The organism is Arthrobacter wenxiniae (assembly GCF_013376105.1).
GTDB lineage: Bacteria > Actinomycetota > Actinomycetes > Actinomycetales > Micrococcaceae > Specibacter > Specibacter wenxiniae.
On the sequence record NZ_JAAMFM010000013.1, the window covers coordinates 17,392 to 32,796 of the forward strand.

Annotated in this window: 11 protein-coding genes and 1 tRNA gene; 5 read left to right on the forward strand and 7 right to left on the reverse strand. The window is 69.4% G+C overall.

Features of this window, described 5'->3' with window-relative positions; genetic code table 11:
- The first annotated feature begins 27 nt into the window (after positions 1-27).
- Positions 28-879 carry an enoyl-CoA hydratase-related protein gene (locus G6034_RS10175; RefSeq protein WP_176635004.1) on the forward strand — a complete coding sequence of 284 codons (852 nt, stop codon included), beginning with the start codon at positions 28-30 and terminating at the stop codon, positions 877-879.
- The gene (locus tag G6034_RS10180; protein WP_218063797.1) at positions 876-1,568 is read left to right on the forward strand and encodes a TetR/AcrR family transcriptional regulator; all 693 of its coding nucleotides are present in this window, start codon (positions 876-878) and stop codon (positions 1,566-1,568) included. The genes G6034_RS10175 and G6034_RS10180 overlap by 4 nt, the downstream gene beginning before the upstream one ends.
- A gap of 95 nt (positions 1,569-1,663) precedes the next feature.
- Here G6034_RS10180 and G6034_RS10185 read toward each other — a convergent pair whose 3' ends face one another.
- The 4 genes from G6034_RS10185 to G6034_RS10200 all read right to left on the reverse strand — a co-directional run bounded on the left by G6034_RS10185 (position 1,664) and on the right by G6034_RS10200 (position 7,027).
- Entirely contained in the window at positions 1,664-2,521 is an 858-nt protein-coding gene (locus tag G6034_RS10185) for an SDR family oxidoreductase (protein WP_176635005.1), read from the reverse strand.
- Between the two features lie 99 nt (positions 2,522-2,620).
- Positions 2,621-2,694, reverse strand: a tRNA-Met gene (locus tag G6034_RS10190).
- Positions 2,695-2,786: 92 nt separating this feature from the next.
- On the reverse strand, positions 2,787-5,732 hold the full coding sequence (locus G6034_RS10195) for a UPF0182 family membrane protein (protein WP_176635072.1): 2,946 nt from the start codon (positions 5,730-5,732) through the stop codon (positions 2,787-2,789).
- 191 nt (positions 5,733-5,923) lie between these two features.
- Complete coding sequence (locus G6034_RS10200; RefSeq protein WP_246295627.1) at positions 5,924-7,027, reverse strand: YlbL family protein; 1,104 nt, start codon at positions 7,025-7,027, stop codon at positions 5,924-5,926.
- A gap of 271 nt (positions 7,028-7,298) precedes the next feature.
- Between G6034_RS10200 and G6034_RS10205 the strand changes: the two genes are divergently transcribed.
- Positions 7,299-8,717, forward strand: a complete 1,419-nt coding sequence (locus G6034_RS10205) for a zinc-dependent metalloprotease (RefSeq protein WP_176635006.1) — start codon at positions 7,299-7,301, stop codon at positions 8,715-8,717.
- Positions 8,718-8,740: 23 nt separating this feature from the next.
- On the opposite strand, the gene G6034_RS10210 is transcribed toward G6034_RS10205, so the two are convergent.
- Positions 8,741-9,496 carry a M48 metallopeptidase family protein gene (locus G6034_RS10210; RefSeq protein WP_176635007.1) on the reverse strand — a complete coding sequence of 252 codons (756 nt, stop codon included), beginning with the start codon at positions 9,494-9,496 and terminating at the stop codon, positions 8,741-8,743.
- A gap of 166 nt (positions 9,497-9,662) precedes the next feature.
- On the opposite strand from G6034_RS10210, the gene G6034_RS10215 reads away from it, so the two are divergent.
- Positions 9,663-10,751: a TOMM precursor leader peptide-binding protein gene (locus tag G6034_RS10215; protein ID WP_176635008.1), complete on the forward strand. Its 1,089-nt coding sequence runs from the start codon at positions 9,663-9,665 to the stop codon at positions 10,749-10,751.
- On the opposite strand, the gene G6034_RS10220 is transcribed toward G6034_RS10215, so the two are convergent.
- Positions 10,712-12,823, reverse strand: a complete 2,112-nt coding sequence (locus G6034_RS10220; RefSeq protein ID WP_176635074.1) for an ATP-dependent DNA helicase UvrD2 — start codon at positions 12,821-12,823, stop codon at positions 10,712-10,714. The two genes, G6034_RS10215 and G6034_RS10220, sit on opposite strands and share 40 nt — an antisense overlap.
- A 32-nt stretch (positions 12,824-12,855) precedes the next feature.
- Positions 12,856-13,830 (reverse strand): NAD(+) diphosphatase, encoded by a 975-nt coding sequence (gene nudC / locus G6034_RS10225; RefSeq protein ID WP_176635009.1) that lies wholly within the window; start codon positions 13,828-13,830, stop codon positions 12,856-12,858.
- A 153-nt stretch (positions 13,831-13,983) separates the two neighbouring features.
- Between nudC and G6034_RS10230 the strand changes: the two genes are divergently transcribed.
- Positions 13,984-15,261 carry a macrolide 2'-phosphotransferase gene (locus tag G6034_RS10230; protein WP_176635010.1) on the forward strand — a complete coding sequence of 426 codons (1,278 nt, stop codon included), beginning with the start codon at positions 13,984-13,986 and terminating at the stop codon, positions 15,259-15,261.
- Positions 15,262-15,405 lie beyond the last annotated feature (144 nt).

Below are 15,405 nucleotides of genomic sequence, written 5' to 3' on the forward strand. Positions count from 1 at the left end.
CCGGCGTTTCGAGCGAAAGCGGTTCCCATGACCAGCTACACAGCCATCGGCTCCACGGTGTCGGAGCAGATCGCCACCGTCACGCTCAACCGCCCCGAAGCACGCAACGGCTACACGCCCGCCATGGCCAACGAGCTTGAGCACGCCTTCAAGGCGGCCGACGCCGACCCCTCGGTCCGCGTGGTGGTGTTCACCTGTGCGGGCCCGGACTTCTCCGTCGGGGCTGACCTCAGCGGCGGCGCCTTCAACCTCCGGCCCGGCGACGGCGACGGGGACGATTGGCAGGAGCCGGCCGGCCGTTGTTCCAAGACAATCTTCGGCCTGGACAAGCCCGTCATCGCCGCCCTGCGCGGGGTGGCCGTGGGCGGCGGCCTCACCATCACGCTCTCCTGTGACTTCCGCCTGGCGTCCACCGATTCCCGCTTCTCCTTCCCGTTCAGCCGTCGCGGCATCTTTCCCGAGGGCGCCTCCACCTGGTACCTGCCGCGGCTGGTCGGCATGACCCGTGCCGCCGACTGGATGCTGACCGGGCGCCTCTTTGGCGCCCAGGAAGCGCTCGACGCCGGACTGGTCACCTCCGTGCACCAGCCCGAGGCCGTGCTGGGTGCTGCGTACGCCCTGGCCCGGGACCTCATCTCCCACACGTCCCCCGTCTCGACGGCCGTGATCCGGCAGATGCTCAACCGCCTCAGCGCCCTGGACTCCCCCTACCCCGCGCACGCCGTGGACTCACGCCTGATCTCAGGCCTGGAGGGCAGCGCCGACGCCCGGGAGGGGGTTGCGTCATTCCTGGAAAAACGGCCGCCGTCCTTCCCCTGGACCGTGCCGGCGGACATTCCGGCCTGGTTGCCGTGGCGCGTCCCGGGAGGCGCGCCGTGACGGCGCCCGGGGAGCCCCCCCTCAAGGCGGGGCGGACCGCCCACGGCGGGTCCGGCGTCGACCATTCCGGCATAGACCATTCCGGCCGCGAGGCCGGGCAGCGGCGCCAGCGGCTCACCCCGGACCAGCGCCGCGGGCAGATCTTCGACTGTGCCCAGCGGCTGTTCGCCCAGCGGCCCTACGAGGACGTCTCCGCGACGGACATCGCCGCGGCGGCGGGCGTGGCGCGCGGGCTGGTCAACCACTATTTCGGCAACAAGCGCGAACTGTACCTGGAGGTGGTTCGGCTGAACTCCACCGTGCCCGAGGTGGCCGTGGCCGCGCTGCCCGAGGGAACGCTGCAGGAGCGGATCGACGCCTCCGTGACGTGGTTCCTGGACACGCTGGCGGCCACCGGGGGGACGTGGCTTGGGCTCGGCTCAGGCGGGATGGGCCGGGACCCGGACGTGGAACGCATCCTCATCGAGGCGGAGAACCTCTCGGTGGAGCGGCTCATGGAGGCCATGGGGCTGGCCGGGCGCGCCACCGGGCAGGAGGAGGTGCGGGCCATGATGCGGGTCTACGTCCAGCTGGCGCGCAGCGGGGCCCGCGAGTGGCTGCTGCGGAAAACCCTCAGCCGGGCGCAGGTCCATTCACTGCTGGCGGGCACGCTGCTGGTGGTGGTCCGCGACGCCGCCGCGGCGATCTGACGCCGCCCCCGCGTGTCCGTGGAGGACAAGTTGGACCGAATTCGCCGATTTTCAGGGTTTTTCGTCGACGACCGGCAACACAGATCCGGGCGGGGCTACGGGTCCACGTATAGGTCCGGCATCAGCTCCGCTGAAGGATCCACGGCATACCGCGCGAAGTCGCTGGTGCCGCGGGACCGCAGGAATTCCTCGTCAATGATGACCTGCCCGGTCAGTTCGCGGCTGGGGGTGGTGAGGATGGCGTGGGCGGCGTCGGCCATGATCTCCGGGGTGCGTGAGCGGCGCACCATCTCCGCGCCGCCCAGGATGTTCGCCACCGCGGCCGTGGCGATGGTGGTGCGCGGCCACAGTGCGTTCGACGCCACGCCCTGCTGCGCGAACTCGGCGGCGAAGGACAGCGCGCACAGCGTCATCCCGTACTTGGCCAGCGTGTAGGCGGGGTGGGCCCCGAGCCACTTGGGGTCCAGGTTCAGCGGCGGGCTGAGGGTCAGGATGTGCGGGTTTTCGGCCGTGAGCAGGTGCGGCAGCGCGGCCCGGGTGAGCATGTACGTGCCCCGCGTGTTGACGTCCTGCATGAGGTCGTACCGCCGGGGCGCCAGTTCCAGGGTCCCGGCCACGGAGAGCACGCTGGCGTTGTTGAGGACGACGTCGATGCCCCCGAACGCCGTCACCGCCCCCTCCACGGCGCGCGAGATGGTCTCGTCGCTGCGGATGTCGCCGACCACCGCCAGGACCCGCCCGCCGGCGGCCTCAATGGCCGCCGCCGCCGTGTGGATGGTGCCTTCCAGGCGCGGATCCGGCTTGTCAGTCTTGGCGACGAGCACCACGTTGGCGCCGTCGCGCGCGGCCCGCAGGGCAATGGCCAGGCCGATTCCGCGGGAACCGCCGGACATCACGATGGTCCGCCCGGCCAGGCTGCCGGACCGGTCGGTGGACGATTCCTTGGCTGGCATTTTCCCGGTCCCTCCGTGACGGCCTTTCCGCCCACTGTACTCCGGGCCCGGGTTAAGGCAGAAAGCCCCCGGTCCGAAGACCGGGGGCTTTCCTTTTCGTTGCGGGGACAGGATTTGAACCTGTGACCTCCGGGTTATGAGCCCGGCGAGCTACCGAACTGCTCCACCCCGCGATGTGATCCCCACTTTACCCCGGGGCGGGCGGCCCGCAAAATCCGGGGCACGTGACCTTCGTCGCGTGCCCCGGATCCCGCTTCCCCAGCCGCTACGGCTTGGTGGTGGGCGATGGCGTGGCCTTGGCGCTGGGCGACGGCGCTGCCTTGGTGGCGGCGCCTTCCGCCGCAATGGCTGCGTCAATGGCCGCCTGCAGCGCCTTTTGGGCCGTGCCGTAGGCGGCGAAGTCGCCCTTGGTCAGTGCTGCCTGGCTGTCCTTCATGGCCTGGCTGGCATCGTTGAGCGCCTTCGCCAGGGCCGGGTTGGTGCTGGTGCTGCCTCCGGAGCCTCCCGTGGAGGTGCCGGACGTCCCGGGTGCCTTCTGGACGTTGGCGTCGCCGGCGGAGGCGCCGGAGTTGCCGCCAAAGAGCTGGTCCAGCGCGTCGTTCAACGTGGCCGCATAGCCGATCTTGTTGCCGAAGGCGACGAGGACGCGCTGGAGCGTGGGGTACGACGTCGAGCCCGTGGACTTGACGTAGACGGGCTGGACGTAGAGCAGCCCGCCGCCCATGGGCAGCGTGAGCAGGTTGCCGTTGATGACGTCCGACTGGCCGAGTTTCAACACGTTGAGCTGCTCGGACACCGTCGGATCGGACTGGAAGGTGTTCTGCACCTGCCCGGGTCCGGGCACCTGCGTGTCCACAGGCAGCTCCAGCAGCTGGAGCTTGCCGTAGTCGGGGCTCTTGACGCCCTTGACGTTGCCGGCGTCGCCGTTGGCGGCCATGAAGCCGTACAGGATGTTGCGGGAGTCGGTGCCCTGGACCTCCTGGGGGATGAAGTCGGTGGTCAGCGAAAACGCCGTCTTGGTCTGGCCCGGCATCTGCAGCGACAGGTAGTAGGGCGGCTGCTTGTCAACCGCCGTCGTGGTGGGGTCATCCGGAACGCTCCAGGCTTCCTGGTTGGCGTAGAACTTGCCGGCGTCCGTCACGTGGTAGCGCCCCAGCAGCTCGCGCTGGACCTTGAACAGGTCCTCCGGGTAACGCACGTGGGACATCAGGTCCCCGGACATTTCCGTGAACGGCTTGACCGTGGCGGGGAACACCTTCTCCCAGGACTTCAGGATGGGATCCTGGGTGTCCCAGGCGTACAGCTGGACCGAACCGTCATAGGCGTCCACGGTGGCCTTGACCGAGTTGCGGATGTAGTTCACGGACGCGGCCGGCAGGGCGCCCACACCGCCCGTCGCGGTCAGCGAGTCCGTGGTGGCTTCCTGGAGCTGCTGCTGCTGCGAGTACGGGTAGGCGGCGCTGGTGGTGTAGCCGTCCACGATCCACTTGACCCGGCCGTCAATGACTGCGGGGTACGGGTTGCCGTCCAGGGTCAGGTACGGCGCCACCTTGGCGACGCGTTCGGCAGGGGTGCGGTCGTAGAGGATCTGCGACTGGCTGTTGACGCCGTTGGTCAGCAGCAGGTCCGAGGACTGGAACTTCATGGCGTACATCAGGCGGTTGAACCAGTTGCCCAGCGACGGGCCGCCGCTGCCTGCGAAGGTGGTCATCGACTCGCCGGAGGTGTTGGCGCTGTCCTTTGACGCCGGCGTGGTTCCCTGCGGGCGGTCCAGCTCCACGGGCGTCGAACCCTTCGGGGCGCCGACAATGGAGTACTCGGTCATGGACTGGCCGAAGTAAATGCGCGGCTGGTAGCTGGTGTCTGTGCCCAGCACGCCGGTCGAGGGAACGCCGGACTGCATGAACACGGGCTTGCCGTCCGCGGTGACCGTGTTGCCGTAGGCCGCCACCACGCCGTAGCCGTGGGTGTAGACCAGGTGCTGGTTGTACCAGCTCTGCTGGCCGGGGTTGATGCCGTTCGGGTTTAGCTCGCGCACCGCGATCACGGCGTCCTGGACCTTGCCGTCAATCGTGTAGCGGTCCACGTTGAGGGTCTTGGGGAATTCGTAATACGGGCGGTACTGTTCCAGCTGGGCAAAGGTGGAGGAGATGAGGTTGGGGTCCAGCAGCCGGATGCTGGCCACCGTGGACGCGTCCTTGCGCAGGGCCCCCGGGGTCGCCGTCGTCGTTGCGTTGTACGGGGTCACCTGCATGTCGGAGAGCCCGTACGCCTGGCGGGTGGCGTCAATGTTGCGCGTGATGTACGGCGCCTCCACCACGCCCTCCGACGGCTTGACCTGCAGGCTCTGGATGGCCCAGGGGTAGATGCCGCCCGCCACGATGGCCGTGATGACCAGCATGCCGGTGCCGATGAGGGGCAGCTTCCAGCGGCCAAGGAACGCGGCCACCACGAAGAGGACGGCCACGATGACGGCGGCCACGGCCAGGATGGCCTTGGTGGGGATGACGGCGTTGACGTCGGTGAACATGGCCCCGGCGCGGTAGCCGCCGTTGTTTTGCAGCGTCCCGTAGGTGTCCAGCCAAAAGTTGATGCCGAGCAGGACCAGGAACACCGCGGCCAGCACGGCCATGTGGATTTGCGCGCTGCGCGAGGTGAAGATCCCGTGCTCGGCCAGGCGGACGGCGCCGTACAGGTAGTGGGTGAGCAGACCGGCGATGAAGGAGACCACCGTGACGCTGATCAGCAGGCCGGTGATGAAGCCAAGGAACGGCAGCGTGTTGGTGTAGAAGCTGATGTCCAGCCCGAACTGCGGGTCCGTCTTGCCAAACGGCACCCGGTACAGGAACAGCAGCACCTTGTCCCACTGAGCCATGGCGGCGGTGCCGGCAAACAGCCCGAACACCACGGGAACGCCCACCATCACCACCCGGCGGACGGGCTCCAGCTGCGCCTGGTAGCGGTTGAGGTTGTCGTCGCGCTGGTTGTCGGGGGCGTAGATGGGCCGGGCCCGGTAGGCGACCCTGATGGAGAAGTACACGCCGGCGCCCATGATCAGGAACCCCGCGGCGAAGATCACCAGCTTGGCCAGCTTTTCGCGCCAGAAGACCGTGGAGTAGCCGAGCTGGCTGAACCAGAGCGCGTCGGTGTAGATGCCGGCAAAAATCACCAGGGCGATGACCAGTGCCACCACAACGATGATGGTGGGCATGAGGGCGCTGCGGCGCCTGGGCCGGGCGGAGTTGTGCGGCGAAGGGGCTGGGCGGGATGTCACTCGTACCTCTGTTTGCTGTTTGCTGATACCTGGGTGCTGCCGGTGCTGTGCTGCGCCTGGCACTGCGGCCAGGGTACTAATGCTGCCACGAACGGCTCCGCGGCGAAGTTCCCCGCGATGCCCAATCGTTATTTACACGTGGGCAGCGTTGAACTGTCCGCGCCGGATCCAATGGCGGTCACGGCGGCGTACGCTTCCTTCAGCGTAGCGACTTTGACCACGTGAAGCCCGTCGGGGACGTGGCCGACCACGTCGGAGCAGTTTGCGGCCGGGGCCAGAAAGTAGTCGGCCCCGTTGTTTTGCGCGCCAACCATCTTTTGGGCGATGCCGCCGATGGCTCCCACGGTGCCGTCGGGACTGATGGTTCCGGTGCCGGCAAAGTGCTTCCCCCCGGTCAGCTCGCCCTTGGTCAGGGTGTCCATGATGCCGAGGGCAAACATCATGCCCGCGCTGGGCCCGCCAATGTTGCTCAGCGTGATGTCCACCTTGAAGGGGAAGGTGTACTTGTTTTGCAGGGCGATGCCGAGCAGGTACTTGCCGTCCTTGCCGGCCCGCGGCGTGATGCTGACGGTCTTCTCCGTGCCGCCGCGCCGGACAGCCACCTCGATGGGCGCACCCCTTCCGGCGGCAAGGGCATTCTGGATCACGGGCAGGCCCGTGATGGCCTTGCCGCCAATGGTCAGGAGGACGTCGTCGGGCTTGAGAATGCCGGCGGCGGCGCCGTCGGACGGCACGGAGGCGACCGCCAGGACGGTCTTGTAGCCGATGCCCAGGGCTTTCAGGGCCGCAGCGGTGGCGTCTTCCTGGGAGCCGGTCATGGCCGCGGAGTTCTCGCTGTTGACGGCCTCCTGGCTGGCGCCCGGCGGGTAGATGAGTTCTGCCGGGTAGATGGAGTCCGACGGCGCCAGCCATGCCTGGAGGGCTTCGAAGATGTTGATTTCGCTGTCCGGCAGGCCTCCGGTCATGTGGACCGTGGTGAGGTCGAGGGTGCCCGACCGGGCGGGGTAGCTCTCGTGGCCGGTGACGCTGATGACGGCCTGGCCGTCCACTTTGCCGATCGTGTTGATGGCCGGGCCCGGGGACTCAACAACGTACGGAACCGGGATGGCCATGGCGGCCACTGCCAGCACCGCGGCGATGACGCCGGAGACCACCATCAGGGACACGCGCCGATCGCGGGGCGCCGGGTCCGCCACAGGATGCGGCGCAGCGTCCTGGTTCTCCTGGCTCAATAACTTGACCTTTCCAAGGTTCCTCTAAATTCGCGTCGGCGTGCCGCAGCCGCCCGTGAACAGGCGGCCTGCGCTTGTGCACCACCCACCACCCTACTGTGTGCCGCCGGGTTCCCGCTGTGAATCGGCGGGGTTCCGGCCGGGTCCCTATTTGGCGACTTTCCGGGGCCTTTGCCGGTAGCGAACAGGAGCCGTCCATAGGGCGACAAGCGCACACGGCGGCGGTAACGTGAACATAATCGCAACACTTTCCTGCAACGATCGGGACGCCATGTCTTCCACCCCAGCCAACAACGACGACGACACGCCGAAGGACCCGCTGTCTGAAATGCTGGCCAACCTCCTGGGCGGCAAGGGCATGGAGGGCTTCGACCCCGCCGAACTGGCCAAGGCCGCCGGCCTGCCCAACGACCCCAACGTGCTGGCGCAAATGTTCTCCCAGGTGCAGGCCATGATGAACAATTCCTCGGACACGCCGGTGAACTGGGAGCTGGCGCACGACGCTGCCCGCAAGTCGGCCGCCGGGGGCGACCCCTCCGTCACCCCGGCACAGTCCCGCGAAGTGGATGAGGCGCTGCGCCTTGCCGAGATGTGGCTGGACCCCTTCACCGACCTGGCGGCCACGTCCATCATCGGGAAGGCCTGGTCCCGGGCCGAATGGGTGGAGGAAACCCTGGGCACCTGGCAGCGGCTGACCGAGCCGGTGGCCAACAGCATCGCGTTTGCCATCTCCTCCGCCATGAACGAGCAGCTGCCCGAGGAAATGAAGTCCATGATGGGCGGGGCGGCCTCCATGATGCAGAACGTGGGCGGCGCACTCTTCGGCCTGCAGCTGGGACAGGCCGTCGGCGCGCTTGCCAAGGAGGTGCTCGGGTCCACGGACATCGGCATCCCGCTGGCGGACCTGCAGATGGCCCTGCTGCCGGCCAATGTCAAGGCGTTCGGCGAGGGCCTGGAGGTACCGGAGCAGGAAATCCGCCTGTTCCTGGCGCTGCGGGAAGCGGCCCATGCGCGCCTGTTTGTTCAGGTTCCGTGGCTGCGTGGACACCTGCTGGGCACCATCGAGTCCTACGCCCGGGGCATCCACATCGACATGTCCCGCATCGAGGACCTGGCCCACAACCTGGACCCGAGCAATCCGGAGGCCATGCAGGCGGCCCTTTCCGAGGGTGTCTTCATGCCAGCCCGCACGCCCGAGCAGGAGGCCGCGCTAGCCAAGCTGGAGACCGCCCTGGCCCTCGTGGAGGGGTGGGTTGACGAGGTCACCTTTGGGGCGGCCGCCAACCTGCCCGCCGCCGCGGCAATCCGCGAGACCATCCGGCGCCGCCGGGCCACGGGCGGCCCCGCCGAGCACGCCTTCGGGTCCCTGGTGGGCCTGGAACTGCGGCCGCGGCGCCTCCGCGAGGCCGCCGCGCTGTGGGCAAGCCTCAAGGAGCAGCGCGGCATCGCCGGCCGCGACGCCATCTGGGCCCACCCGGACCTGCTGCCCACCTCCGCCGACCTCGACGACGCGGCCGGGTTCAGTGCCCGCCGCACCGCCGCCGACGCCTCCGCTTCAGAGGTGGACGCGGCCCTCGCCAAGTTGCTTGACGGCGGCTTTGACGCCGCCCCGGGCGACGGCACGGACGACGCCGGTCCCTCCGACGGCGCGCCCGGCACCGACACGGGCGGCACCGAGACGGACAAATAGCCGGCCGGTTTGCGCCTGGGGCATCAGAACAGCTGCCCGGCCGGGGGCCAGCCCGCAGGCTCCTGCGCCGCGTGGGTGAGTTCGCCGCCGTCGTCGTCCCCACCCTCGTCCGGGCCGCCGTCGTCGTCCAGGTCCGCGCCCATCCCGTGGATGTTCCGGGCAGAGGCGAACGACGCACCCTCCAGGAACGCCTTGGCACGGTCCTGTTCCGGGTAGCCGCCCAATTCAGCCCAGAATTGGGGGCTGTGGTTGGGGTGGATCAGGTGGGCCAGTTCGTGTAGCAGGACGTAGTCCAGCACCCATTCGGGCATGCCCTTGACATGGTGTGAAATGCGGATGGTCTTGCGCGCATGGGTGCAGGATCCCCAGCGGCCGTTCTGGTTGGTCACCCAGCGCACGGAATCGGGGACGGCCCGCGAGCCCAGGTACCTTGCGGAGAGGTCCAGGCAGCGGCGCATGAGCGCGTCGTCGCCGGCGGGGGTGCGCCCGCGCCTCCCCGCCGCCTTGGCGCGTGTGTCCCCTTCCAGCCGTGAGACCATGTGCGGAACCCAATATTGCTCGTCTTCAAGGCTCAGCCGCGAGGGCACGGCAATGACGGCGCGGCCCTTCTCCCAGAAGGCTGCGATGCCGCTCTTGCGGCGCCGGGTGCGCCGCACCACCACGGCGGCCCCGTTGGACGCACGGTGCACGGAGAGCGAGTCGCCCAGCGGCCCGGGCGTGCCGCGCCCAATCGGCGTCCGCCGGGGATCCTGGTGTGCCGGTGCAAACTTTTCTGACATGAGTCGACGGTACAACGGGGCGCCGGCGAAAATCGAGCCGGGCGCCACGTGCTGTGGACAACCGCGGCCTGTGGAAAACTTCGAGCGGGGACTTGTCCGACGTGCCAGGATCAAGGGGGATGGCCGCGGCGGCACTGCCCCGGCCACGGACCCTTGGGAGGCGGCTGTGACAACCATCAACCCCGGACTGCGGCTGGTCGCCAGGGGCGCCGGCAGCATTCAAGTCGGAGTGGGGCCCGGCGGCACCATCATCGACGGGCTCCAGCCGGCAGACCTGCTCTTCATCGAGGCCCTGCGCAGGGGCGTTCCGGACGGCGGGGCGCTGGCCGCCGCCACGGCCTGCGGCCTCGGGGAGCCCCGGGCCGCGGAGATCTGTGCCAAGCTGCGCGGATTCCTGGTCGGTGATTCCGAGCTGGGGACGCATGGATTCCGGGCGGAGCGGCTGCGCCCGGAGCATTCCTCCCTGCTGGGCCTGCACCGGGGCCCGAGCCGGGGCTACATGGACAGGCGTGAACGCGGTGTGGTGCACGTCATGGGACTTGGGCGAACGGGTGCGGCGCTGGCGCTGGTGCTGGCCAGCGCAGGCGTGGGGACCATCCTGCTGGAGGACGACACGCCCGTCACCGCCGCCGACGTCAGTCCGGGCTCCTTCCGGCTCGCCGACATCGGGCTGGCGAGGTCGGCGGCCGCCCGCAGGCACCTGCTGGCGCTGGATCCGGGTTGCCACGCGCACATACTGCACGACGGCGGCACGGGCGGCCCGGACATGCGCTGCCTGGACCTGGCCGTCGTCGTGGCACACGACGCCGTCGGCGCGGAAAAGGCGGCCCGCTTCATGAGCACCGACAGGCCCCACCTTTTTGTGCTTGTCCGCGAGCAGGACGGCACCGTGGGGCCCCTGGTCCTGCCCGGCGACACGGCCTGCGCCGAGTGCGTGGAACGGCACCGCGGCGCCAACGATCCCCAATGGCTTCAGGTCTGCGAGCAGCTCGCGGCGGACGGCCGGACCGCGCCCGGCAGCCAGCCGCACAGGCTGGAGGATGCCGCCCTGTCAACAGCCCTGGCCGGCACCGCGGCGGCCCAGGCGCTGCTGTTCCTGGACGCCGTCAACCGACCCAGCGCCTGGTCCGCCGTCCTCACCTTCCACCAGGACAACGGCCGCTGGAGCAGGGAGGAGTTTGCGGCGCACCCGGACTGCGGCTGCCAGCTGCAGCGTCAGGTGCTGGAAACGATTTCCAGCACCGCCGCGCCGTAGCGCTCCAGCTTTGACGGACCCACGCCCGGCAGGGCGGAGAGCGCCTGCAGGTCCTGCGGCGCGGCCTCCGCGATCGCCATGAGCGTGGCGTCGGTAAAAACCACAAAGGCCGGCACCTCCGCCGCCGTGGCCTCCTTCAGCCGCCAGGCGCGCAGCTCTTCAAAGACGGCCTCGTCGTAACCCGCGGGGCAGGTGGAGCAGCGGCCGATCTTGCGCTCGGCGCCGGTGGTGAGGACCTTGCCACATACCCTGCACACCGACGGCGACGCCGTCTTGCGGGGCTTGCGGGACGCAGCTTGCCGCGGCCCGGTGGGGCCGCCGCCCACGGAATTGGGACGCAGCCCGTCGAGGAAGCGCGACGGCCTGCGGTTGGCCCGTCCCCCGGGCGTGCGGGCCGTGGACCAGGAAAAGTTCAGGAATTCCCGGGCACGGGTGATGCCCACGTACAGCAGCCGCCGCTCCTCGTCCACCGTTTCGGGGCTGTCCGCGAAGGAAATGGGCATCAGTCCCTCGCTCAGGCCCACCAGGAACACCGCGTCCCATTCCAGGCCCTTGGCCGAGTGCAGCGACGCCAGCGTCACCCCCTGGACGGTGGGCGCGTGCTGGGCGGAGGCGCGCTCCGTCAGCTCGGCCACAAAATCCACCACCGAGAAGGTGTGTTCCGGCGTGCTCCGGGAAGCCACGAGGTCGTCCGCCAGCGCCACCAGGGCCGACAGCGACTCCCAGCGCTCGCGCACCGCCCCGCCCGCCGTGGGCGCCCCGGCCTGCCAGCCCAGGTTGCCCAGGATGTCCCGGACCAGCTGCCCCAGCGGCTCGTCCTCGGCCGCACGGGAAGCAGCGCGCAGCTGCAGGATGCCGTCGCGGACTTCCTTCCGGGCAAAGAACCGCTCCCCGCCGCGCAGCTGATAGCCGACCCCGGCGCCGGACAGGGCCTGCTCATAGGCTTCCGACTGTCCGTTCGTGCGGAAGAGGACGGCGATTTCACTGGCCGGGGTGCCGTGGTCGATGAGGATCTTGATGCGGGCCGCAACGGCGGAGGCCTCGGCCTCGTCGTCCGTGCATTCCAGGAACTCGGGAGACGGGCCGTTGGGGCGTTGCGCCAGCAGTTCCAGCGGCGCCGACCACAGGGCGTCGGCCGCAAAGCCGCCGCTGCGTCGGTTCGCCAACAGCGAATTGGCCAGTCCCACCACCTGTGGCGTGGACCGGTAGTCGCGGACCAGCTTGACCACGTTGGCCGCCGGGTAGCGGGCCGGGAAGTCCAGCAGGTGCCGGGGAGTGGCACCCGTGAAGGAGTAGATGGTCTGGCTGGCGTCGCCCACCACGCACAGTTCCTCGCGCCCGCCCAGCCACAGGTCCAGCATGCGCTGCTGAAGCGGGGACACGTCCTGGTATTCGTCCACCACAAAGTGCCGGTACTGTTCCCTGACGGTGGCCGCCACGCGGGGGTCTTCCTGCAGGATGCCGACGGTGATCAGCAGGACGTCTTCAAAGTCGATGAGGTTACGGTCCGCCTTGACGTCCTCATACGCCTGGAAAAGGCGTCCGACCGCGAGCTTGTCCAGGCCTCCCGGCTCACCCCTGTCCTGGGCCTGGGTCAGGTAGGTCTCCGGCGTGAGCATCGAGACCTTGGCCCATTCAACCTCCGAGGCGAGGTCGCGGATGGCCGCGCGGTCCGTGGGCAGGCGCAGCCTGCGGGCTGCCTCGGCAATGATTTGTGCCTTGTGTTCGAGCAGGCCCGGGAGCTGGCCGCCGACGGCGTGCGGCCAAAAATACTGCAGCTGCCGCAGTGCCGCGGCGTGGAAGGTGCGCGCCTGCACCGTCCCCACGCCGAGGTCCCGCAGCCGGGTGCGCATTTCGGCGGCCGCCCGTGCGGTGAACGTGACAGCGAGGAGGCGGTTGGGATTGTAGACGCCGGTGTGGACGCCGTAGGCAATCCGGTGCGTGATGGCGCGGGTCTTTCCGGTGCCGGCCCCGGCCAGAACGCACAGCGGGCCCGTGAGCGTCGTGGCGACGGTGCGCTGTTCGTCGTCGAGCCCGGCCAGGATGCGTTCCTCGGCGGTGCGTTCATCCATCACCGGCAAGCCGGCCTGGCGTGGATCGTAGCTCACGCCCGGCCGCCCGCCGGGGCATGGTCCAGCGCGTCCCCGGGCTCGAGAATGGGGCCGCCAAACCAGTGTTCAATGAGTGCCCTTGCTATGGACAGCCGCCGGGAGATGACAGCGTCGCCGCTGAGCACCGCGGCCTGCAGCTCACCGCGGCTGAACCAGCGGGCCTCCCGGACCTCGGTGCCGTCCGGCACGGCCACGGCGTCATCCGTGTGGGCCACGAAGCCGATCATGAGCGAGCGCGGAAACGGCCAGGCCTGTGATCCGACGTAGTGCGTGGTGTGCAGGTGGACGCCCACCTCCTCGGCGATCTCGCGCACGGCTCCCTGCTCGGCGCTCTCGCCGGCCTCGATAAAACCGGCCACCGTGGAGTAGCGGTTGCCCTCCCAGGCGAAATTGCTGGCGAGTAGAATCCTGTCGTCTGCGCCCACAATGGCCACGATGGCGGCGGGGTCGGTGCGGGGGAAGTGTTCGGAGCCGTCGGCCGTGCAGCGCCGCATCCAGCCCGACTGCTCGGGGGTGGTGGCAGCTCCGCAGCGCGGGCAGAAGCGGTGGCTCGTGTGCCAGTTGGCCACGGCCTGCGCCTCGATGAATACGGCCGCATCCCCGGCCCCGAGCGAATCGCCCACGTCACGGTACCCGGAGAAGAAGGTGCCCCCGGGCACCCAGGAGAGGTCCCCGGCGTCGTCCGCCAAGACCTTCAGGACGAGGTCCGTCCCCTCGGGCAGCTGCGGGTTTCCGCCCGCCAGCGTCCTGCCAAGGTACACGGTCACGGCACCGGCAGGCAGGTGGCCGCCGGCGTCCGCGGGGCGGAGATAGGCCAGGCCGTTAGCGTCCATCAGGGCGCGGCCGCCCCTGAAGAGGACGATGCGGTGGCCGGGGCCGCCCTGCACCTTGTCCAGGTAACCGGATTCGCTGCGCTGTTCGCAGTTTCTCTCGAGCGCGGCTGCGGCGGACGGCAAAGCTTGGATCATGGTTCTACCGTACGCAGTCCGGCATGGATTTTACATTCGGCGCCGCGGACCTGTGGACGGGGCATGGTGGAGGCCGGCGCGGCATCTCACGACTCGCCGCCGCAACCGCAGACAGTTGCCAGCTTGGCACTCTACGGTGGAGGGGTGAGACGAATGACTGCAATCGAACTGGCCGCCATCGCCAGCGCCGCCGTGCCCGGACTGATCGTGACGGCGTTTGGGCCCGAACCCGACGATGCAGCCGATTTCAGCTCCGCACTGCTGGTCGATTCCGAGAACCGGCGGTGGCGGGTGCGGTCACCCAAGCATGTGGAGGCCAGCGCGCGGCTGGAGACCGAACGCCAGGTCCTGCGGGCCTTCTCCCCCGCCATCCGGGCCGAGCTGCCCTTCCTGCTGCCCACCGTCGCCGGGACGGTCCGCCAGGGCGAACTCATCACCTTTGTTTACTCGCACATTGCCGGCAAGCCGGAATCCGTGGAGGAACTGGCCGCCGGAGGCGCCGCGCTGGCCCTGGAAATCGGTGCCGCCATTGCGGCGATCCACGACTTGCCGCAGGAACTGGTCACCCGCGCGGACCTGCCCAGCTACACGGCCAACGAATTCCGCCAGCGCAAGCTGAACGAACTGGACCAGGCCGCCACCACGGGCAAGATCCCGCCGTCGCTGCTGCTGCGGTGGGAACACGCCATGGAGGACGTGGCCCTGTGGCGCTTCAACGCCTCAGTGGTCCACGGCGACCTGCACGAGGACAACATCCTGCTCGACGGTCCGCACGTCACCGCCGTCATGGGCTGGACCGACCTGCACGTGGGCGACCCCGCGGACGACTTCGCCTGGCTTGTTGCCATCAACGACCCCACCTTCGTGGACACCGTCATGCAGTCGTACGCGGCCGCCCGCCACGAAACCCCGGACCCGCACCTGCTGCGCCGGGCCGCGTTGAGCGCGGAGTTTGCCCTGGCCCAGTGGCTGGTCAAGGGTGTTGCCGCGGACTCCGCGCGCATGGTGGAAGACGCCCAAAGCATGCTGGCCACGCTCAAGGCGGACATCGATGCCCACGGCGGCCAGCCCATCAGCACCGAACCCGCGCCGGTGGTCGAGCCCGTCCAGGCCCAAGCGGACGACGCCGGTGAGGCCGCCACGGGTGCCATTCCGGTGGTCAAGCCCGCCGAGACCCAGACGGCCGGGACCCAAGCGGACGACGCCGGCGGGGCCGCCACGGGTGCCATTCCGGTGGCGGGTCGTGAAGGCGCCGGGACCCAGGCCGCGGTGGGCGGGCCCGGGGAGGACGACGCCGGCGCCGCACCCGCCGCCGAACCGGCGACTACGGTGGCCTCCAGGCCTGACGACGGTCCGGCCGCCGGCTCGGCCGAGGACCTCGACACGACGGCCATGAAGGTCATTCCGCTCAAGACTCCCCCGGGCAGTTGACGCCAAGTCTCTGCCGCCAGCCTGCGTGGGGTGTCCGCAAGCGGCCGACACAACGCGCATTGGCGGCTGCAGGAACTGTACTTCCTCAAGTGTCGGGGCCCTGCGGCTGCATGGCGCCGTCCCGTCCCCTCCGCCGGCCCCGGC

Bases quoted from the DNA above. Each gene is read 5' to 3' on its own strand.
- G6034_RS10175 (WP_176635004.1), top strand. From the start codon at position 28: ATGACCAGCTACACAGCCATCGGCTCCACGGTGTCGGAGCAGATCGCC.
- G6034_RS10185 (WP_176635005.1), bottom strand. From the start codon at position 2,521: ATGCCAGCCAAGGAATCGTCCACCGACCGGTCCGGCAGCCTGGCCGGG.
- G6034_RS10195 (WP_176635072.1), bottom strand. From the start codon at position 5,732: ATGCCCACCATCATCGTTGTGGTGGCACTGGTCATCGCCCTGGTGATT.
- G6034_RS10205 (WP_176635006.1), top strand. From the start codon at position 7,299: ATGTCTTCCACCCCAGCCAACAACGACGACGACACGCCGAAGGACCCG.
- G6034_RS10210 (WP_176635007.1), bottom strand. From the start codon at position 9,496: ATGTCAGAAAAGTTTGCACCGGCACACCAGGATCCCCGGCGGACGCCG.
- G6034_RS10220 (WP_176635074.1), bottom strand. From the start codon at position 12,823: ATGGATGAACGCACCGCCGAGGAACGCATCCTGGCCGGGCTCGACGAC.
- nudC (WP_176635009.1), bottom strand. From the start codon at position 13,830: ATGATCCAAGCTTTGCCGTCCGCCGCAGCCGCGCTCGAGAGAAACTGC.
- G6034_RS10230 (WP_176635010.1), top strand. From the start codon at position 13,984: ATGACTGCAATCGAACTGGCCGCCATCGCCAGCGCCGCCGTGCCCGGA.